The sequence below is a fragment of the Leclercia sp. genome, assembly GCF_036780805.1.
Lineage (GTDB): Bacteria > Pseudomonadota > Gammaproteobacteria > Enterobacterales > Enterobacteriaceae > Enterobacter.
In genome coordinates this window covers 16,889-37,766 of sequence record NZ_DAIQCE010000014.1, presented here as the reverse complement: position 1 = coordinate 37,766, position 20,878 = coordinate 16,889, and the positions used below count along the sequence as shown (strand labels likewise).

The window sequence follows — 20,878 nt, the reverse complement described above, 5'->3', positions numbered from 1 at the left end:
TAATGACGGAACAAGAAAAATCCTCCGCCGTGGTTGAAGAGACCAGGGAGACTGTGGACACCACGCCACAGCCAGAAACGACAGAGAAAAAGCATGGCAGCAATAAAACCAGTCTGGCGTTAAGCGCGATTGCCATCGCCATTGCGCTGGCCGCAGGCATCGGCCTGTACGGCCTGGTGAAGAAACAAGCCACTCATCAGACCGCCACCAGCGACGCGCTGGTGGCCCAGGTCACCGCCCTGCAACAGGCACAGCAGGCGCAGAAAACCGAGCTGGATGGAGTGATCAAGCAGCAGGCAGCCCAGCTGGCCGACGCGAACCGTCAGCAGGCCGAGCTGACGAAGCAGCTTGATGAGATGCAGCAGAAAGTCGCAGCCATTTCCGGCACCGACGCCAAAACCTGGCTGCTGGCGCAGGCGGATTTCCTGGTCAAACTGGCCGGGCGTAAGCTGTGGAGCGATCAGGATGTCACCACCGCCGCCGCGCTGCTGAAAAGCGCCGACGCCAGCCTGGGCGACATGAACGATCCGAGCCTGATCGCTGCCCGTCGCGCCCTCACCGAAGATATCGCCAGCCTGGCGACCGTTTCGCAGGTGGACTACGACGGCATCATTCTGAAAGTGAATCAGCTGTCGAACCAGATTGATAACCTGCGTCTGGCTGACAATAACGACGACGACTCCCCGATGGATTCCGACAGCAGCGAACTCTCCAGCTCGCTGAGCGAGTGGCGCGTCAACCTGCAGAAAAGCTGGCAGAACTTTATGGACAGCTTTATCACCGTACGCCGTCGCGACGAGACCACCGTACCGCTGTTAGCTCCGAATCAGGACGTCTACCTGCGCGAAAACCTGCGCTCTCGCCTGCTGGTGGCCGCTCAGGCGGTGCCTCGCCATCAGGAAGAGACCTACAAGCAGGCGCTGGATAACGTCTCGACCTGGGTGCGGGCTTACTACGATACCGACGATGCCACCACCACGGCGTTCCTCGAAGACGTGGATAAGCTGAGCCAGCAGAATATCACCATGAACGTGCCGGATAAGCTGGAAAGCCAGCCGATTCTGGAGAAGCTGATGCAGACGCGCGTGCGCAACCTGCTGGCACAGCCGGGCGTGGCCGCAGAGCAAGCTCCCGCTGCTGCTCCGGCCCCTGACAGCGCGCCGCAAGGAGAGTAATTATGTTAAAAGTCTTATTACTCTTCGCACTGTTGCTCGCCGGGATCGTGCTTGGTCCTATGCTGGCGGGTCATCAGGGTTACGTGCTGATCCAGACCGATAACTACAATATCGAAACCAGCGTCACCGGGCTGGTGATCATTCTGATCCTGGTGATGGTGGCGTTTCTGGCGATCGAATGGATCCTGCGCCGCATCTTCCGTACCGGGGCGCATACCCGCAGCTGGTTTGTCGGCCGCAAGCGCCGCCGCGCCCGCAAGCAGACCGAACAGGCGCTGCTGAAGCTGGCCGAAGGTGACTATCAGCAGGTTGAGAAGCTGATGTCGAAGAACGCCGATCACGCTGAACAACCCGTAGTTAACTATCTGCTGGCTGCCGAAGCCGCCCAGCAGCGCGGCGACGAAGTGCGCGCTAATCAGCATCTGGAGCGCGCCTCCGAGCTGGCCGAAAACGATCCGATCCCGGTGGAGATCACCCGGGTACGTCTGCAGCTGGCGCGGAACGAAAACCATGCCGCCCGCCACGGCGTCGATCGTCTGCTGGAGATCGCCCCGCGTCATCCGGAAGTTCTGCGTCTGGCAGAGCAGGCCTATATTCGCACCGGCGCATGGGGCTCGCTGCTGGACATCATTCCGTCAATGGCGAAAGCTGAGGTGGGTGATGATGAGCAGCGCGACAACCTGCAACGTCAGGCCTGGATTGGTCTGATGGACCAGGCGCGTGCCGATCAGGGCAGCGATGGCCTGAAAGCCTGGTGGAAAAATCAGAGCCGCAAAACGCGCCAGCAGGTGCCATTGCAGGTGGCAATGGCGGAACACCTGATTGAGTGTGACGATCACGATACCGCGCAGAGCATCATCCTTGATGGCCTGAAGCGCCAGTATGACGATCGGCTGGTCATGGTGATCCCGCGTCTGAAAACCAATAATCCGGAGCAGATTGAGAAAATGCTTCGCCAGCAGATCAAAACCGTGGGCGATCGGCCGCTGCTGTGGAGCACCCTCGGTCAGTCGCTGGCCAGACATGGCGAATGGAAAGAGGCCAGCCTCGCCTTCCGCGCCGCGTTAAAACAGCGCCCGGATGCGTTCGATTACGCCTGGCTGGCGGATACCCTGGACAAGCTACATCTGCCTGAAGAAGCCGCCGCGATGCGTCGTGATGGCCTGCTGCTGACGTTGCAGAACAATCCCCCGCAGCAGTAATTGCAAAGGAGGCCTGACGGCCTCCTTTTTTATTTGCTACATTGTTTGCATCTTCTTCATGAGACCGCCTCCGCCAATGTAACGACTTCCTTTCAATAAACATTTTTCCTGCACACGCCTTTGCGGCGTGGACGACATCGTTTTTGAAAGGATCGTTTCATGAACACGCTTTTGTATGCGCTTTTTTGCGCGCTCCGCTGCCATCGCTGGCTGCGCCTGCTGGCCTGCGCTTTTCTGTTCACCTCTGTGGGGAATGGCTTAACCCAGGTGATGGTCTTTGGCCTGCTGCTGGACTGGCGGGGCCCCCCCTCTTTACTGACTATGGCATACCTGTTTGCCATGCTACCGGGATTCCTGGGCAGTCTCGTCGGGGAGAAGCTCTGTATGCGCTTTTCGCCCATCCGCCTGCTGGTTCTGACCGAATGGCTGGGCCTGATCGCCCTGCTGTTTCCCCTGCTGGGTATTCAGTATCACAGCATAGTGGCGCTGCTGGCGGTTCAGTCCACCGAGGCGTTTCTGGCGGGCATGAGCTGGCCCGCGCTGACCCTGTTGTTCCGACGGGGATTATCCGAAGCCGAGCTGCCTGCGGCGACATGCCTGGAGACGATGATTTTTGCGTCGCAAGTGTTGCTGGGCACCGGGCTGGGTATGATGCTATTCCATCATGTGCCTGCTATGGCCCTGCTGGGGATCGACGCGCTGACCTTTGTGGGCTCCTTGCTGATGCTGCTTCTTGCCGGCAGCGCGTTACCGTCTCTGGCACCTGAGCAGGCAGCAGAAACCGAAAGACCGGTGGCGGTACGCTGGCAGGCGCTGGCTCCGCTGCAAAAACGCAGCCTGTTGCTGCTCCCCGCCCTTGCCGCTGTGGGATCGCCCGCCATGGCGCTACTGCCTGCCCTGGCGCAGCAGATCGAACCGGATGCCGCCGCCGGGCTGGCCCTGCCCTTACTCTTTGCCCGCAGCATGGGACAGCTGTGCGGCCCGCTGCTGCTGAAAAGAGAGAGCCTGCCACGCTACGCCGGGCGCAACCGCCTCCTGCTGACCTGCCTTGGGCTCTTTTTACTCGCCTACGGGACGGTCCCGCTGCTGTCGGGGATGCAAGCGCTGGGGGCGGTGTTTATCGCCCATCTGGCCTCGAACATTGTTTTTGCGGTGGGCACGTTTAGCCTGTTGAGCAGCTTTCCGATCGGCCAGGTCTCCTCTGCCAGCGGCAAGGCGTGGCGATGGCAAACCGCCAGCGCATCACTCTTTACCTGCCTCACGGCGCTGGTTGCTGACGTGCTGGGGCCGCTGCAGGCGCTGTACGGCGTGTCGGGCTGTGCCTTGCTGATGGTGGTGGCGATCCTGACGCGCTACTGCAAATAAGGCATAAAAAAACGCCTGCTAAAAAGCAGGCGTTAAACAGGTCTGTTCGACAACTTGTGGTGCTTCACTCAACGTTGTGCCCATGGTGTTTGATGAGGCCGAAGCGACATCTGTCAGTGGACGATAAGCACCGTAAATGGCTCTGCATCATTCCGGGGTTTATGAGGCACTAAGGCGAACATAAGAGATGGAATGAGCATCTACACGTATATTATTGCACGCAACATGCCAGGTTTGCACAGGGAAGTTGTCCGATCTCCAACTTTTTAAGATAAAAGGAAATTATGCCAGTTGGGCAGGTTACGGACGGCAAATTCCAACGGGATCGCGGGCAAAGTGTCTCCTGAAAACGACACCCCGGCACGGAAAGGGATATATTTTTATTTTTCAGGAAGTTAAGTGTCACTTATTCACGACATAACTGAATATCGCTGTCGGCAATCAGCAACAAGGGAAGAATAGCAGAAAACAAAAAACCCCGCCGAAGCGGGGTTCAAAATTGGTCGGCGAGAGAGGATTCGAACCTCCGACCCACTGGTCCCAAACCAGTTGCGCTACCAAGCTGCGCTACTCGCCGTTGTACTGCTTTTTGAATTTTTAGTTCAATTCATTAAAAGTCGTGGTGCGAGGGGGGGGACTCGAACCCCCACATCCTAAGGACACTAACACCTGAAGCTAGCGCGTCTACCAATTCCGCCACCTTCGCAATTCACAACTTTTCAAATAATGGGGTGGCTAATGGGATTCGAACCCACGACAACTGGAATCACAATCCAGGGCTCTACCAACTGAGCTATAGCCACCACTACTTAATTCTTTACTTCCACGCGGTTCTGCCTACTTAACAGACCACCGCAGCTCCAGCACCGGGTAAAATGGTGCGCCCGACAGGATTCGAACCTGAGACCTCTGCCTCCGGAGGGCAGCGCTCTATCCAGCTGAGCTACGGGCGCTTAGCGCCGTTGCGGGGCTGGATATTACGGAGGTCTCGCTCTGCTGTCTAGTGCTTTTTTAAAATAAATGCGCGTTTGATTACAGTTTGCGCACTTTGCCGCATATTACTGCGTTTTTGCCCTTTCGACGTGTCGACCTAGGCCAAAAAGCTTATATCCGAGGCTTACGGCAGCGATAAATATCATCCCGACATACAGTGACATGCGGGTATCTTCGTTGAAGTACATGCCGATCAGGACGCAGATCAGGAAGGCCATGGTCATATAGTTCGCCCACGGGAACAGAATGGAGCGGAACGGATGGCTGGCGATCGCTTTTTTATGTGCCTGACGGAAACGCAGCTGGCTAATCAGGATCACAAACCACGGCACCATGCCCGGGAGAACGCTGGCGCTGTATACGTAGACAAAGACACGCTGCGGGTTCGGGATGATGTAGTTCAGGCATGACCCCACCAGCAGAATGACAATCGAGATGGCAACGCCCGCCACCGGTACCCCCGCGCGGGAGACCTTACCTACCGCCGCCGGAAGCTGGCGGTTTTTCGCCAGGGCATAAAGCATACGCCCGCAGCTGTACATGCCGCTGTTACAGCCGGACAGCGCCGCCGTCAGCACCACAAAGTTGATAATGCCTGCCGCCGCGGTAATACCGATTTTGGCGAAGGTCAGCACAAACGGACTGCCGTTGCTGCCAATCTCATTCCACGGGAAGATGGTGACGATGACGAAAATCGCGCCCACGTAGAAAATCAGGATACGCCACAGCACCTTGCCTACCGCACTGCGCAGGGTCACCTGCGGGTTTTTAGCTTCACCGGCGGTAATACCGATCAGCTCAACGCCCTGATAGGAGGCCACTACGATACAGAGCGCGGTCAGGAAGCCCTTCCAGCCGCCGGCAAAGAATCCGCCGTGCCCGGTCAGGTTGCCAAAGCCAATAGCCTGCCCACCGTTGCCAAAGCCGAAGAAGATCACCCCGACCCCGATAACAATCATCACGATGATGGTGGTGACTTTGATCATCGCGAACCAGAATTCGATCTCACCGTACAGACGCACGGCCGCGAGATTAGCCAGCGCCACCAGCCCCACGGCGATCAGCGCAGGTATCCATTGCGCCATCTCCGGGAACCAGAACTGCACGTAGACCCCGATGGCGGTGATCTCCGATATCCCTACCGCCATCCACATAAACCAATAGGACCAGGCCGTGAGATAACCAAAGAACGGGCTCATGTAGCGGTGAGCGTAGACGGCGAACGAACCGGCAACCGGTTCAAGGAACAGCATTTCGCCCATCGAGCGCATGATAAAGAAGACGAACAGCCCGGCAATGATATACGCCAGCAGGACCGATGGTCCTGCCCATTTCAGGGTGCTGGCGGAGCCCATAAACAGGCCGACGCCAATGGTCCCGCCAAGGGCGATAAGTTCTATATGACGAGCTTCCAGCCCACGCTGTAGCTCCGGTTTTTTCTCTGCCATAAATCCTCGGTTGTGCTTGCGACTCTCCCGGCCTGAGCCGGTTATTGTTATAGGTACAGATGTGCTATCACAGGCTGTGCGGCATGGACCCTTTATGTTAAGGGTTGATGCAAAAACAGCCTGGTACGCTCGTGCGGGGAGGAATGGTTTCTTAAATTTTATGAAATGGCAAATGATGCGTTAAAAAAATGAATGTATTGCACAGAAAAGCAGCAGGTTTGCAGGCAGGTTGCAGCGCGAACAGCAGATCGCGCTGCAAATAACAGTTTAAAGCCGACCGGAGTAGTGCCAGCCGAGATAACGCAGCAGACGCAGCTGGCGAGTGATGCGGCTGGGCTGTGATAACAGGCGATACAGCCACTCCAGCCCCAGGTTCTGCCATACCTTTGGCGCACGCTTCACATGGCCGGTAAAGACGTCATAGGTGCCGCCCACGCCCATATAGAGCGCGTCCGGGTAGACCTGACGGCAGTCGCGCATCAGGATCTCCTGGCGCGGGGAGCCCATCGCCACGGTAATAATCTTCGCCCCGCTGTCACGAATGCGGGCAAACAGCGCCTGCTGCTCATCGGCGCTGAAATAACCGTCCTGGCTACCGACGATATTCACCTGCCACTGGGCACGCAGCTTCTGCTCGGTTTGCGCCAGAATCTGCGGTTTTCCGCCGATGAGGAACACCGGCGTGCCGTCTGCGCCTGCCCGGACCATCAGGGCTTCCCAGAGGTCGGCACCGGCCACGCGGGAGATGTTCGCATCCGGGTATTTCTTCCGCACAGAACGCACCACGCTGATACCGTCAGCGTATTTAAATTCTGCTGCCTCAATGAGATCGCGCACCTGGGCGTTATCCTCAATGGTAAGCATTTTTTCTGCATTGATGGCCACCAGCGTGCCGGTTCTGATCCCATTACCGGCACACAGGTAGTCCAGCGCATGTCGCATATCACGCCAGCCGATCAGCTTCAGGCCCCGAAGCTCATACTGCGGCGCAGAGGTATTATCAGTCATTATTATCCTTACTCAGACTCGCGAAAGCGTCCTGCCGCGTGCCGGCTCGCGCTTATGCACTAACCCGGCGCTGTCGAACAACCAGTACAGCAGCTTCGCCATCAGCAGGCAGGCGCCAAAAACCACCATGAAAAAGACCACGCGGGAGACGAACGAATCCAGCCCCTCTCGCGCCAGCACGATCATATTGAAAATGGCACCGAAACAGAAACTATGCAAAATCGCTGCTTTATAGCGATTGGTCTCCTGATTGCCCAGCGTATAGAGCCAGTCGAACCACTTGATAATCAGCCCCACGGCAATCGCCCCCGGCAGGATGAACCAGCCGCCGCCCATGACTACCAGCGAGCCGATCAGCGTCGGTGAGATCGCCAGCCCGGAGTGGTTGTTCAGCACTTCCCAGGTAAAGTAGTTGGCGGTGTTCAGAACCACGCCCGGCCTGTCCGGCCACAGCCAGGTGGGGATAAAGACATAAAAATCGCGCACGATGGGTGCCAGCCCCTGGAAGTCGATTTTGTCGTAGTTTTGCAGCAGCAGGGCCAGGTTCTCCCAGGGCGAGAAGGTATCGCGGGTGAGGTACAGGAAGGTGTAAAACGCCTCATCGCCGCTGACGTCCATGCCATAGCGTTTCAGCGCCAGCCAGAACATGCCGACAATCCCCATCACCCCCGCCGCAGCCAGCATCCACAGCGAGATCCAGCCGCGAATGATGCCAATAAACAGGAAGATGGCAAAGGCGATGATAATGTTGGCGCGCGTGCCGCCGACAATCATGTAGGTCAGCAGGCCAAACGCCACGGTGCTGACGAGGAAAAACAGCCATGCCCGGGCATCCTGGCGCAGAAAATAGACCACCAGCATCGCCGGAATGAAGAAGTAGAAGAAGCGCTTAAGCGCCACCCCGGAGACTTCGCTGGAGAATATCTGGCTATAGGAGTGCAGCTTAAACAGCAAAAAACCATTGTGCATGAAGAAGATACCGACGGTAATCAGCGCAATCCCCATCAGCATCACCCAGGTCAAATGCGTCTCGACCCGGTTCATGGTAAACAGCGGTCGTCGCTCAGCGTCAGTACGGGCGGGCTTCAGCCGCGTCTTATAGGCGACGTAGTACACTCCATAGAAGCAGGTAGCCGACAGCAGGGCCTGCATCAGGATCTCCGGCGGTACGACGGCCACATCGAAGCGGAACACCAGTACGCTGGTCAGCGGGAAGCCAAAGTAAAAGGTCAGCAGAAACAGCAGCGAGAAGAAGACGTTGAAGTTAAAGCGCACCCGCCGGAACTCGAACCAGGTCAGGGTGGCGATAAACAGCGCGCTCAGAAGCCAGATGATCAACAGGCCGCTAAATTGCAACTGGCTCATGCTTTCTCCCCTGAGGCGATCCGCAGCGCCTGGTGCCACGGCGTAAGGTAGTTCGGGCTGAAGAAATCAATGGCGTTTTTATCCACCTGCGTCAGCTGCCGCTGTGCTTCACGGACGACCTCTTCATTCAGGTCATCCGTGGTAAACAGCACCGGAATGTGCTGCTCCGCCATGTCCTGCCAGAACGGGTTATCGCGGTTAAGCACGCAGGGCACGCCCGCCTGGATCAGCAGACACAGCGTGCCAATCCCCTGCTGGCGCGCGAAGATGAAGTAGCCAAGATCGCACTGGCGCAGCAAGGCGAGGTAGTCGTCAAAGGCCAGCTTATCGCTGAGGATCTGCAGATTCTCCGCACTGAACAGCGCCAGCCCGCTCTGACGGACTTCATCGATGTACGCCGCGTTATTAGCAGGATAGCCCATGGGCACGATCACGTTGACCGTATCGCCAAATTGCTGATGCACCGCCTTCAGAGCGGCAATATGTTCATTACTGCGATCCCCGGAATTGCCCACCAGTATCGTCAGCTTGCCCTCGCGCTTCACATCGCTGGCTAACCCATTCAGGGCCGGATCCATGCGGGTCGGAAAATAGAGCAGCTCGCCGCGGACGTTCGGGTGACGTTGGGCAAAGTAGTTCAGATCGCCGCGGGTGGCAAAGATGCAGCCCACCCGCCCCTGCGCCATGCGACGCAGCGGATAGAAGAGACGGAATTTCCAGCCCTGAGAGACTTCATACAGATCCGCCCCCCAGATATGCCAGTTAAACTGCGCAGGCCTGATGCCGCCGCTCAGCAGCGCCAGCCACAGGCCGGTATTAAACTGCCCATGGAAAAAGAAACGCTGCTGGCGATCGGCTTTGGCTTTCGCCATCACCGCTTTGGCAAGCGAGGCTTTGTCCGGCCAGAAGGTCAGCTGTAGCGCCGGGCAGGCGGCGCTCAGGCCGGAATCCTTCCCCACCACCATAAATTCGCGCGCCAGGGCGCTGCCGGGTGCCAGCTCATCGTTAAAGAACCGCAGTACGGTCTGGTTATGATGTGGGATATCCGATCCCAGGACGTGAATCAGTGCAGTCATGCGCGTTTATGCCAAAGTAAAAAGACGCCGCAACAGGCAGCAAAATAGACGATGTAGGTAGCCATATAGGCCTGAGCCGCCCCCAGCGCGCCGTGCGTAGGGATCAGCCAGTGCGAAAATGCCGTCAGCAAGGTGAACTGGCTGATTTCCGCGAGAATATAGAGCCGCAGCGAGGCTTTGGCGATCACCAGATAGCCAAAGACGTAAGCGCCTACTTTCAGCACATCGCCCACCAGCTGCCAGGCAAACAGATCGCGCATTGCGGTAAATTTGTCGGAGAACAGCAGCCAGATGGCAACATCGCGCAGCAACCAGACGGTAAAGCTGGCCACAGCCACCGCCGGTAAGACAAAGCGCAGGGAACGCAGTATCTCGCGGGTGATCTCCTGACGCCCGGTCAGGCGTGACAGAGTGGGCAGCAGGTAGACGCTAAAGGAGGCGGTAATAAACTGCAGGTAGGCATCGGAGATGCTGCTGACCCCTTGCCAGATCCCCACCTCATCCCAGCTGTAGTGCGCCGCCAGCAGATTTCGCATCATCACATAGGCCACCGGCAGGGTGACGGAGGTGATGAGCGCCATCAGGGTAAATTTGCCCAGTTGTCCTGCGAGGACGTTGTCCCATTTCGGCCTGAGATAGTGCAGCGGGATCGTGCCTCTGCGCATCAGCATCACCGCCGCCGGGATCACCACCAGCGCGGGCACCAGCGCCAGCCCCAGCAGCGCGCCTTCGTAGCCGCCGAGACGATAGCAGGCGTAATAGGCAATCACCCCAATCACGCTGCCGACAATCAGCGCCAGCGCGTTACCGGCGGCATCGCGGAAGCCCTTCATTAGTGCCAGCAACAGGTTAGCCCAGGCGATACCCATCTGCACCAGCGCCACCAGCCGCACCAGACCCTGATAGCCCGTGTGACCAAACAGCCCCTGGCTGATGGGCGCGGCCGCCAGTAAAAAGATGACCGCCAGCAGGGTGGAAAAGCCCAGCACCATCGCGGATGAGGTTCCGACCACCGTGCGTAGTTGCGCCTTATCGTCATGATATTGCGCCACGTACTTGGTCACGCCGTTAAAGATCCCCGCCCCGGCCAGTACGCCCAGCACGGTGACCAGCTGACGGAAGTTACCCGCCTGCCCGACGCCCGCCGGACCAAATGAGACGGCCAGCAGTTTGACGACCAGCAGTCCCGCGCCGATCTTGACGAGTGTGGACGCGGCGGTCCACACCGATGCTTTCGCCAGAGACATATCAGCCGAAATAACTCAGCAGGGTATTAATCACCGTGCGCTGGTTGACCGCAGCGAGGTTATAGAACAGCGGCAAGCGGAGTAACCGCTCACTTTCTTTGGTGGTGAAGCGATCTTCACCCACGAACTGACCAAAGGCTTCCCCTGCCGGGCTGGAGTGCAGCGGAATGTAGTGGAACACCGCCAGGATCTCCGCCTCTTTCAGGTACGCGATCAGTTCACTGCGATCGTCGTTATCCCGCAGCTTGATGTAGAACATATGCGCGTTATGCACGCAGTCCGTCGGGATGGTCGGCAGCTCGATACGGCCTTTGCGCGCCAGCGGGGCCAGCGCATCGTAATAGGTCTGCCACAGCGCCAGACGCTGCTGGTTGATGCGGTCAGCCGCCTCCAGCTGTGCCCACAGGTATGCGGCCTGCAGATCCGCCATCAGGTAGCTGGAGCCGATATCGCGCCAGGTGTACTTATCCACCTGCCCGCGGAAGAACTGGCTGCGGTTGGTGCCTTTCTCGCGGATGATCTCCGCGCGCTCCACCAGAGCGCGATCGTTAATCAGGGTCGCGCCACCTTCACCGCCTGCGGTGTAGTTTTTGGTTTCGTGGAAGCTAAAGCAGCCAATATGACCGATGGTACCCAGCGCGCGGCCTTTGTAGGTGGACATCACCCCCTGCGCGGCATCTTCTACCACATACAGGTTGTGCTTTTTGGCGATCGCCATGATGGTGTCCATCTCGCACGCCACGCCGGCATAGTGTACCGGCACGATGGCACGGGTCTTGTCGGTGATCGCCGCTTCAATCAGCTTCTCATCGATGTTCATGGTATCCGGACGGATATCCACGAAGACAATTTTTGCTCCGCGCAGCACGAAGGCATTGGCGGTCGAAACGAAGGTGTAGCTCGGCATAATCACTTCATCGCCAGGGCCGATGTCCAGCAGCAGGGCTGCCATCTCCAGCGAGGCGGTGCAGGACGGGGTCAGCAGGACCTTCGCGCTCTGAAAACGCTGCTCCATCCACTGCTGGCAACGGCGCGTATAGCCACCATCGCCACAAAGTTTGCCGCTGCCCATCGCAGACTGCATGTAATCGAGTTCGGTGCCCACCACGGGAGGCGCATTAAATGGGATCATCTTGTCACCTGTATAGCCAGTAAGCGGTCGTTTCGATGTTGCCACCGCTTGCGATATAACGTTTAAGCGCGGCGGTGTTGCCCATCTGGGTCGCCACCCGCAAAGTTGAAAGCTGCTGTTGCTGAGCCCAGCCCAGCGCCGCCTGCATTAACTGCTCGCCCATGCCGCGCCCGGCCAGCAGGCCGATACGCGCGTCGGTGTCATTCAGTTTACGCAGGGAAACAAAACCCCGGATGGCGCTATCCGGCGCGCGGAACACCAGGCAGAGATGGTCAAAGGTGCCTTTTACCGCATTTTCGATCCATTGAGCGTAAAAGCGGCCGCTGTCGTCCGGGGCGTACCACGGGGCACGAAAGCGGCTCTGCCCGAACGCCTGTGCGGCCAGCTGGCGCAGCGCCGGGATATCTTGCTCTGTGGCGATCTCCGCCCCTGAGCAGACGTGCTGCGTCACCTTAATCGCGAGATCGGCTTCACCTTCGACGAGCCTGAACCCCAGTTGCTGGAGCGCATCCAGCCAGTCGGCGCGGGCGGCCGGAATTTTGGCCTGTACGCGTTGCCAGGCGGCTACATCTTCGGTCGACAGCAACGGAGCGTCATCAGACAGGCGCACAAGGGCCGTGGGCAGGGCAAAGAATTGACTTTCCCAGTCCAGCGGCTGTAACGCGCCACGCAGCTGACTCAACGCCAGACACCTTTGGTATCCACGATAAACGCCTGACGCACGGCATCACCCGGGATCGCTTTAAAGGCGTTATGGTCCACCAGCAGCACCAGCACATCCGCGGTTGCCAGCGCATCATCAACGCTTGTCAGGGTGCAGTGGCCGGCCAGTTTTTTCGGCAGCTCATGAATATTGGGTTCAACCACCTGCGTTTCGCCGCTGTGCCAGTCGGCAATCATCTCGGCAATTTCCATCGCCGGGCTTTCACGCAGATCGTCGATGTTCGGCTTAAAGGCGAGACCGAAACAGGCGATGGTCACCTCGTTCGCCCGCTTGCCGCTCTGAGTCAGGCAATCCGCCACCGTGGCTTTCACCTGGTTCAGTACCCAGTGCGGTTTACTGTCGTTCACTTCGCGGGCCGTACGGATCAGACGCGCCTGCTGCGGGTTCTGCGCCACGATAAACCACGGGTCGACCGCGATACAGTGGCCGCCTACGCCCGGGCCGGGTTGCAGGATATTGACGCGCGGGTGGCGGTTCGCCAGACGAATCAATTCCCAGACGTTGATCCCCTGATCGGCGCAAATCAGCGACAGCTCATTGGCAAACGCGATATTGACGTCGCGGAAGCTGTTTTCCGTCAGCTTGCACATCTCGGCGGTACGGGAGTTGGTCACCACGCATTCGCCTTCCAGGAAGATGTTGTACAGCTCGCTGGCACGGGCGGAACAGACTGGCGTCATGCCGCCAATAACGCGATCGTTTTTAATCAGTTCGACCATGACCTGCCCCGGCAGCACGCGCTCCGGGCAGTAGGCGACGTTGATATCAGCCTGCTCGCCCGCCTGCTGCGGGAAGGTCAGATCCGGGCGCGCCTCGGCCAGCCACTGCGCCATCTGCTCGGTAGCGCCCACCGGGGAGGTCGACTCGAGGATCACCAGGGCACCTTTTTTCAGCACCGGGGCGATGGATTTCGCGGCCGCTTCGACATACACCATATCCGGCTCATGGTCGCCTTTGAACGGCGTCGGCACGGCAATCAGATAGGCATCGGCGGCTACCGGCGTGGTGCTGGCCTTCAGGTATCCTCCCTCAACGGCCGTCTTCACCACCTTGTCGAGATCCGGCTCAACAATGTGAATTTCACCTCTGTTGATGGTCGCAACCGCATGCTGGTTGATGTCCACACCCACTACCTGTGTTTGACGGGAGGCAAATGCCGCCGCCGTTGGCAGCCCAATGTAGCCAAGCCCAATGACAGAAATGGTCTTAAAACTCATAGCGATACCCGATTGTGTTTAAGTGCGTGCAAAATACGGTCACAGGCCTGTCCGTCACCATAGGGATTATGGGCCCGGCTCATGGCCTGATACTCTTTATCGTCGTGCAGCAGGCGCGTCACCTCTTTCACGATCAGTCGTGAATCGGTGCCCACCAGCCGTACGGTTCCGGCTTTGACCGCTTCCGGGCGCTCGGTGGTTTCACGCATCACCAGCACCGGTTTACCCAGCGAAGGCGCCTCTTCCTGAATACCGCCAGAGTCGGTCAGGATCAGCCAGGCATGGTTCATCAGCCAGACGAAAGGCAGATAGTCCTGCGGCTCAATAAGTATGACGTTTTTGACGTGCCCCAGGATGCGATTGACCGGCTCACTGACGTTAGGATTCAGGTGCACCGGATAGACAATCTGCACATCTTCATTAAGTGCTGCGATTTCCGCCAGTGCATGACAGATCTGCTCGAAGCCCTGGCCAAAGCTTTCCCGACGGTGCCCGGTTACCAGGATCATCTTTTTGCCATTCGCCAGGAACGGATATCGCTCGGCCAGCTCCCCGCGCAGGGTATCGCTTGCCAGCACCCGGTCACGCACCCAGATCAGGGCGTCGATCACCGTGTTGCCGGTGACAAAGATATGCTGGTCGTTGACGTTCTCGCGCAGCAGGTTCTGACGGGAGTTCTCCGTCGGCGCGAAGTGATACATCGCCAGATGCCCGGTCAGAGTACGGTTCGCCTCTTCAGGCCAGGGTGAGGAGAGATCGCCGGTACGCAATCCGGCTTCGACATGCCCCACTGGAATACGCTGGTAAAACGCCGCCAGGCTGGTGGCGATAGTGGTTGTCGTATCGCCGTGCACCAGCACGACATCAGGCTTAAACGACTCCAGAATGGGTTTTAACCCTTCCAGAATACGGCAGGTAATTTCGGTTAATCCTTGTCCCGGCTTCATAATATTAAGATCGTAATCGGGAACAATAGAAAAGAGGTTAAGGACCTGATCCAGCATCTCCCGATGCTGCGCGGTAACGCAAACTTTCGCCTCAAAATAAGGGTCGCTTGCAAGCGCATGAACCAGAGGCGCCATCTTAATGGCTTCCGGCCTCGTACCAAAGACAGTGAGTACTTTCACATCGATTCTCTTCGATTAGGCGATGAAGGCCATAAGCCTTCATCGTAGATGGCGTTCTTAAATCTTGCGACGACGGGTTAATGCCACGCCAGCGCCAATTAAAGCACCCACAATCCCCCACATAATCATCAGGAATGCGCGACGTGGACTATCGCGTTTTACAGGTTCTTCAGGTGTTCGCAAATAACGATAGGTCTGAAAACGTGGGTCCAGGGTCGGACCTACGTTGAGGGTTGTGAGCATGGCGCGGTTTTGGTCGTAGTCGAGGTCGACATCCGGCCCGACGGCCTGCAGGTTTTCCAGGCGCGCCTGCAGCATCGGGCGGCCCAGCAGGAACATTTCAGAATCTGGCAGTTCATCTGCCGGCACGTCGGTTTCGCTGCGGGAGATATTGCTCTTCTCCGCAATCTTCAGCGCCTGTTCAATATTATGAACCCGGCGAGTGAAGATCGCTTGCGCCACTTCTTCCTGACGTTTGACCTGCGCTTTCATCTGCACGGTGCGCGCCGCCCAGGCCCCTTTCAGTTCATCATTCAGATGGCTTGCCGCTCGCTGGCTGGCGAAAGCCACGTACTGACGCAGCAGGTTGTTGGCATCCGGCGCGGTTTCTGCGATCAGTTTGACGCTGTCGTTGATGTTGCGTAGCGGGTCGCCCGCCATGAACTGGATATTGTTGATCAGCTCATCCAGCAGGGCGGCATCCGCCTTGCTGTTGCCTACCATCCGCTGTTTGAAATAGTCGGTCTGGTTCCAGAAATCACGACGCGTATCCCAGGAGGCGAGCTGCATGATGAACTCTTTGTAGGACTCGTCCATCACCGAGGGTTGCTCACCGGAGGTCGGGTTCGCTTTCACATCCAGGTTACGCAAAAACTGTTGCTGGGAGTAAAAACCCCCGAGCATGTTCACCGTCGGACGGTCGGTAATCGCCGTCGCGCTCCACTCTTGTCTGGCGAAAAAGGTATAGGCCAGAGCGATAAGTGCAAAGCCCAGCGCAATTCCTGCAATCCAAAACTTGCCCGCCCACAACACGCGGAACAAGCCACGAACATCCAGCTCATTCTCAGTTACCACTGATTTTGCTCCCGCCAACGGTTGAGTCATTACAGTCCCGATTTACTTGGTTAAAGTTGGGTTATTGCCATTATTTCGACGCATCCGGCGTTTCACGCGTTTAATGAATCGCGCCACTTTCCATGCACGCTTAATACAATAGCCGTACAGGAAAAATGCGAGCAAGAATAATACCAACATTACCCATTCAGGGATGAAATGTGCGTATTCTGCGGCGACACCAATACCCGCCAGCAGCGCAGCGGCCAGGGTAATTAAGACAAATGCCTGACGAGAGGTGAAACCGGCGCGCATAATGAGATGGTGAATATGTTGACGGTCTGGCGAGAACGGGCTCATCCCTTTACGCAGACGGCGGTACATGATCGCCACCATATCCATTAGCGGAATGGCAATAATCCACAGAGCCGTCACCGGACTGATCGGGTGGGTATTACCCTGAGTAGTTTCCAGCAGGATCCAGATAACGGTAAAACCAATCAGCGTACTCCCGGCATCGCCCATAAAGACTTTATAGCGACGCCCCAGCACCCCGAGGTTAAGGAGGATATAAGGCAGAATGGCGGCAATCATCGCAAAGCACCACATCGACAGGCTGTATTGACCGTCGAACCACAGGATGATGCCGATAGCGGCGAACGAAACGCTGGAGAGACCGCCCAGCAGGCCGTCGATGCCGTCCACCATGTTAAAGGCGTTTATCGCCGCCCACACGGCAAACAGCGTCAGGAAGTAGCCGAACGGCCCCAGTACCATCTCCCAGGTGCCAAAGATGTAGCCCAGGCTGCTGAGATAGAGTTTCCCGACGACCATCATGATGACGCCGATCGCCGCCTGAACCGCAGCGCGGAATTTCACGCTAATATCGAACCTGTCGTCCAGCGCCCCTACCAGCACCAGCACACCGGCACATGACAGATAGAGCGCCGCATGCGGAATATAGTAATCCGCAATACTGAAGGTGAAGCAGATGCCCGCATAAACAGAGATCCCGCCAACCAACGGAATCAAGCCTTGATGGCGTTTACGATAATTGGGCTTATCCACCAGACCGACTCTTTTCGCCGCCTTGCGGGCGAGAAATAAAAAGCAGGTGGTGAAAAGAAAAATACTGATTAGCTCAGTCACCGCGGTGAGTAGATTCACTATGGATACTCTCAACAAATGTTAATCCCGGAAGTATAACCTTGAAGGCTCGGCTCCAGAAGGAAAAAGCAGGCCTCATCCAAGTCCCTTTGTATATTTTTCATACAATTACTTACCTGCTTTGACGAACATTCCGATTTTCGTCTCCGGCAGAATAATTCTACAGCGCCCTGTTACAGCGTATAAGTCAGAAAAGAAAAACGCCACGTAAAAACGTGGCGTTTTGGCGCTTTATTTGCTTTACGAGCGCTTCATCATATCGAAGAAATCGTCGTTAGTTTTGGTCATCGCCAGTTTGTTAATGAGGAACTCCATTGCGTCGATTTCACCCATTGGATGGATAATTTTGCGCAGGATCCACATTTTCTGCAGCTCTTCCTGAGTGGTGAGCAGCTCTTCTTTACGGGTACCGGAACGGTTGTAGTCGATAGCCGGGAAGACGCGTTTTTCAGCGATTTTACGAGAGAGGTGCAGTTCCATGTTGCCTGTACCTTTAAACTCTTCGTAGATAACTTCATCCATCTTCGAACCGGTGTCGATCAGCGCGGTGGCGATGATGGTCAGGCTACCGCCCTCTTCCACGTTACGCGCAGCACCGAAGAAACGCTTCGGACGGTGCAGGGCGTTGGCATCCACACCACCGGTCAATACTTTACCGGAAGCCGGTACTACGGTGTTGTAGGCACGCGCCAGACGGGTAATGGAGTCGAGCAGGATGATAACGTCTTTTTTATGCTCAACCAGACGCTTCGCCTTCTCGATAACCATTTCCGCAACCTGAACGTGGCGGGATGCTGGTTCGTCGAAGGTAGAGGCGACAACTTCACCTTTCACCAGACGCTGCATCTCGGTCACTTCTTCCGGACGTTCGTCAATCAGCAGCACCATCAGCACGCAGTCTGGGTGGTTGTAAGCGATGCTCTGGGCGATGTTCTGCAGCAGCATGGTTTTACCGGCTTTCGGCGGTGCCACAATCAGACCACGCTGGCCACGACCAATCGGAGACGCCAGATCCAGAACGCGAGCCGTCAGGTCTTCGGTAGAACCGTTACCACGCTCCATGCGCAGGCGAGAGTTCGCGTGCAGCGGCGTTAAGTTTTCAAACAGGATCTTATTGCGCGAGTTTTCTGGTTTGTCGTAGTTAACTTCGTTAACTTTCAACAGCGCAAAGTAGCGTTCACCCTCTTTAGGAGGACGAATCTTACCTGAAATGGTGTCACCAGTGCGGAGGTTGAAACGGCGGATTTGGCTGGGGGAAACGTAGATATCATCAGGACCGGCGAGGTAGGAGCTGTCTGCAGAGCGGAGGAAACCAAATCCGTCCTGCAATATCTCCAGCACACCGTCGCCAAAGATATCTTCGCCACTCTTTGCGTGCTGCTTCAGGATGGCAAAAATAATGTCCTGCTTGCGCATACGAGCCTGGTTTTCCAGCCCCATATTTTCGCCGAGAGTGATCAGCTCAGAAACCGGCGTATTCTTTAATTCGGTAAGATTCATAATGGTGTGGGTTCTTAAACTCGGGGTGATACTCGAACTTAATTTGTGAATGGTATGGCAGGGTCATCCATGCCTGTTAGCGGCCATCAACTCATGTCTGTTCGCTGTCTGGTCACAGGGAAAGCACAGAACTGAAACGACAAGACGGATTGAGTGACAAGCCCGGAATCTATCCACTTCACGCACTGTTTAAAAGGAAACAACGGGAAGTATCGGGTAAAACAAGATTCAAACAACAAGGTATGTTTAAAACGAAGTCATAGGTAACTTAGCACGACTCAAGCCGGGCGTCCAGAGATCCAAACAATTTAGAAACCCTGGACGCACAGACGAGAACCTTACGCCAGGTTGGCGTCCAGGAACTCTTTCAGTTGACCTTTGGACAGTGCGCCCACTTTGGTCGCCGCAACTTCACCGTTTTTGAACAGCAGCAGGGTTGGGATACCACGGATGCCGTACTTAGGTGCGGTGCCCGGGTTCTGGTCGATGTTCAGTTTCGCTACGGTCAGTTTGCCCTGATATTCGTCAGCGATCTCATCCAGAATCGGGGCGATCATTTTGCAAGGACCACACCATTCAGCCCAGAAATCGACGAGGGTCAGCCCGTCAGCTTTAAGTACGTCCGTGTCAAAACTGTCGTCAGTCAGGTGAATAATTTTATCGCTCATATATAACTCCACAGGAATAAGCCTGGTGCGTTGATCTCGCTTCCATCAACGACCTGTTGATGTAGCATTAACCAACTAAAGGTTGACTTTATTTCACCGGATACGCTTTCGTAAAGCAATAGATAGCTGATATTCTACCACACTATGAGCAAAACACATTTAACAGAACAGAAGTTTTCCGACTTCGCCCTGCACCCAAAAGTCATCGAAGCCCTTGAAAATAAAGGGTTTCATAACTGCACGCCTATTCAGGCTCTCGCCCTCCCGCTAACGCTGGCAGGTCGCGATGTTGCAGGGCAGGCGCAAACCGGTACCGGCAAAACGATGGCGTTTTTAACGTCAACGTTTCATTATTTACTTTCTCATCCGGCAATTGCTGACCGCAAAGTTAACCAGCCGCGCGCGCTGATCATGGCCCCGACGCGAGAACTGGCGGTACAGATCCACGCTGACGCAGAGCCGCTGGCGCAAACCACCGGCCTGAAACTCGGCCTGGCCTACGGCGGTGACGGTTACGACAAACAGTTGAAAGTGCTGGAAAGCGGTGTCGACATTCTGATCGGCACCACCGGCCGTCTGATCGATTACGCCAAACAGAACCACATTAACCTCGGCGCGATCCAGGTTGTGGTGCTGGATGAAGCCGATCGCATGTACGATCTGGGCTTTATTAAAGATATCCGCTGGCTGTTCCGCCGTATGCCAGCCGCTAACCAGCGTCTGAACATGCTGTTCTCGGCTACGCTGTCTTATCGCGTTCGCGAGCTGGCGTTCGAACAGATGAACAACGCCGAATACGTTGAAGTGGAACCGGAACAGAAAACCGGCCACCGTATTAAAGAAGAGCTCTTCTACCCGTCGAACGAAGAAAAAATGCGTTTACTGCAAACGCTGATCGAAGAAGAGTGGCCAGATCGCGCCATCGTTTTCGCCAACACCAAACACCGCTGTGAAGATATCTGGGGCCACTTGGCTGCGGATGGACACCGTGTGGGTCTGTTGACCGGCGACGTCGCGCAGAAAAAACGCCTGCGCATCCTTGAAGATTTCACCCGTGGTGACCTGGATATTCTGGTCGCAACGGACGTCGCCGCACGCGGTCTGCACATCCCGGCGGTGACGCACGTCTTTAACTACGACCTGCCGGATGATTGCGAAGATTACGTTCACCGTATCGGCCGTACCGGTCGTGCAGGTGCCAGCGGTCACTCTATCAGCCTCGCCTGTGAAGAGTACGCGCTGAACCTGCCGGCGATTGAGACCTATATCGGGCACTCGATTCCGCAGAGCAAATACAACCCGGAAGCGCTGTTAAGCGAACTGCCGCCAGCGAAGCGCCTGACCCGCGCCCGTTCCGGCAATGGTCCGCGCCGTAACAGCGCACCGCGTAATCGTCGTCGTTCAGGCTAAA

General features: G+C 56.7%; 17 protein-coding genes and 4 tRNA genes. 4 read left to right on the top strand and 17 right to left on the bottom strand.

Annotated features, from left to right (window positions below; genetic code table 11):
- The first annotated feature begins 2 nt into the window (after nt 1-2).
- From hemX to V7Q49_RS21010, 3 genes are all read left to right on the top strand, one after another.
- The gene (hemX, locus tag V7Q49_RS21020; RefSeq protein ID WP_333854852.1) at nt 3-1,175 is read left to right on the top strand and encodes a uroporphyrinogen-III C-methyltransferase; all 1,173 of its coding nucleotides are present in this window, start codon (nt 3-5) and stop codon (nt 1,173-1,175) included.
- 2 nt (nt 1,176-1,177) lie between these two features.
- Nucleotides 1,178-2,377 carry a protoheme IX biogenesis protein HemY gene (hemY, locus tag V7Q49_RS21015; RefSeq protein ID WP_333854850.1) on the top strand — a complete coding sequence of 400 codons (1,200 nt, stop codon included), beginning with the start codon at nt 1,178-1,180 and terminating at the stop codon, nt 2,375-2,377.
- 159 nt (nt 2,378-2,536) lie between these two features.
- Nucleotides 2,537-3,742 (top strand): MFS transporter, encoded by a 1,206-nt coding sequence (locus V7Q49_RS21010; RefSeq protein WP_333854848.1) that lies wholly within the window; start codon nt 2,537-2,539, stop codon nt 3,740-3,742.
- Nucleotides 3,743-4,242: 500 nt separating this feature from the next.
- Here the strand turns inward: V7Q49_RS21010 and V7Q49_RS21005 are convergent.
- The 17 genes from V7Q49_RS21005 to trxA all read right to left on the bottom strand — a co-directional run bounded on the left by V7Q49_RS21005 (nt 4,243) and on the right by trxA (nt 19,467).
- Nucleotides 4,243-4,319, bottom strand: a tRNA-Pro gene (locus V7Q49_RS21005).
- Between the two features lie 43 nt (nt 4,320-4,362).
- A tRNA-Leu gene (locus V7Q49_RS21000) sits at nt 4,363-4,448 on the bottom strand.
- Nucleotides 4,449-4,469: 21 nt separating this feature from the next.
- Nucleotides 4,470-4,545 (bottom strand) — tRNA-His (locus tag V7Q49_RS20995).
- A 73-nt stretch (nt 4,546-4,618) separates the two neighbouring features.
- Nucleotides 4,619-4,695 (bottom strand) — tRNA-Arg (locus tag V7Q49_RS20990).
- A gap of 105 nt (nt 4,696-4,800) precedes the next feature.
- Nucleotides 4,801-6,183, bottom strand: a complete 1,383-nt coding sequence (thrP, locus tag V7Q49_RS20985) for a bifunctional threonine/serine APC transporter ThrP (protein WP_333854846.1) — start codon at nt 6,181-6,183, stop codon at nt 4,801-4,803.
- 267 nt (nt 6,184-6,450) lie between these two features.
- The gene (gene wecG / locus V7Q49_RS20980; RefSeq protein ID WP_333854844.1) at nt 6,451-7,191 is read right to left on the bottom strand and encodes a lipopolysaccharide N-acetylmannosaminouronosyltransferase; all 741 of its coding nucleotides are present in this window, start codon (nt 7,189-7,191) and stop codon (nt 6,451-6,453) included.
- Between the two features lie 12 nt (nt 7,192-7,203).
- Nucleotides 7,204-8,556, bottom strand: coding sequence for an ECA oligosaccharide polymerase (gene wzyE, locus V7Q49_RS20975; RefSeq protein WP_333854842.1), 1,353 nt, complete (start codon nt 8,554-8,556; stop codon nt 7,204-7,206).
- Nucleotides 8,553-9,632: a TDP-N-acetylfucosamine:lipid II N-acetylfucosaminyltransferase gene (locus V7Q49_RS20970; protein ID WP_333854840.1), complete on the bottom strand. Its 1,080-nt coding sequence runs from the start codon at nt 9,630-9,632 to the stop codon at nt 8,553-8,555. The genes wzyE and V7Q49_RS20970 overlap by 4 nt, the downstream gene beginning before the upstream one ends.
- Nucleotides 9,629-10,879, bottom strand: coding sequence for a lipid III flippase WzxE (wzxE, locus tag V7Q49_RS20965; RefSeq protein WP_333854838.1), 1,251 nt, complete (start codon nt 10,877-10,879; stop codon nt 9,629-9,631). The genes V7Q49_RS20970 and wzxE overlap by 4 nt, the downstream gene beginning before the upstream one ends.
- 1 nt (nt 10,880) lies before the next feature.
- Nucleotides 10,881-12,011: a dTDP-4-amino-4,6-dideoxygalactose transaminase gene (rffA, locus tag V7Q49_RS20960; protein WP_333854837.1), complete on the bottom strand. Its 1,131-nt coding sequence runs from the start codon at nt 12,009-12,011 to the stop codon at nt 10,881-10,883.
- Nucleotides 12,012-12,015: 4 nt separating this feature from the next.
- Nucleotides 12,016-12,693: a dTDP-4-amino-4,6-dideoxy-D-galactose acyltransferase gene (gene rffC, locus V7Q49_RS20955; protein ID WP_333854836.1), complete on the bottom strand. Its 678-nt coding sequence runs from the start codon at nt 12,691-12,693 to the stop codon at nt 12,016-12,018.
- Entirely contained in the window at nt 12,690-13,952 is a 1,263-nt protein-coding gene (wecC, locus tag V7Q49_RS20950; RefSeq protein ID WP_333854835.1) for a UDP-N-acetyl-D-mannosamine dehydrogenase, read from the bottom strand. The genes rffC and wecC overlap by 4 nt, the downstream gene beginning before the upstream one ends.
- A complete protein-coding gene (gene wecB / locus V7Q49_RS20945; RefSeq protein ID WP_333854834.1) occupies nt 13,949-15,079 on the bottom strand; it encodes a non-hydrolyzing UDP-N-acetylglucosamine 2-epimerase in 1,131 nt (376 codons plus the stop codon). Before wecB ends, wecC begins: the two co-directional genes overlap by 4 nt.
- Before the next feature lie 57 nt (nt 15,080-15,136).
- On the bottom strand, nt 15,137-16,183 hold the full coding sequence (wzzE, locus tag V7Q49_RS20940) for an ECA polysaccharide chain length modulation protein (RefSeq protein ID WP_333854833.1): 1,047 nt from the start codon (nt 16,181-16,183) through the stop codon (nt 15,137-15,139).
- A 12-nt stretch (nt 16,184-16,195) separates the two neighbouring features.
- Entirely contained in the window at nt 16,196-17,299 is a 1,104-nt protein-coding gene (gene wecA / locus V7Q49_RS20935; RefSeq protein ID WP_106995949.1) for a UDP-N-acetylglucosamine--undecaprenyl-phosphate N-acetylglucosaminephosphotransferase, read from the bottom strand.
- Between the two features lie 240 nt (nt 17,300-17,539).
- The gene (gene rho / locus V7Q49_RS20930) at nt 17,540-18,799 is read right to left on the bottom strand and encodes a transcription termination factor Rho (RefSeq protein ID WP_001054528.1); all 1,260 of its coding nucleotides are present in this window, start codon (nt 18,797-18,799) and stop codon (nt 17,540-17,542) included.
- A gap of 338 nt (nt 18,800-19,137) precedes the next feature.
- On the bottom strand, nt 19,138-19,467 hold the full coding sequence (gene trxA, locus V7Q49_RS20925) for a thioredoxin TrxA (protein ID WP_004386384.1): 330 nt from the start codon (nt 19,465-19,467) through the stop codon (nt 19,138-19,140).
- 144 nt (nt 19,468-19,611) lie between these two features.
- On the opposite strand from trxA, the gene rhlB reads away from it, so the two are divergent.
- Nucleotides 19,612-20,877: an ATP-dependent RNA helicase RhlB gene (gene rhlB, locus V7Q49_RS20920; RefSeq protein WP_333854832.1), complete on the top strand. Its 1,266-nt coding sequence runs from the start codon at nt 19,612-19,614 to the stop codon at nt 20,875-20,877.
- The last annotated feature ends 1 nt before the right edge of the window (nt 20,878 follow it).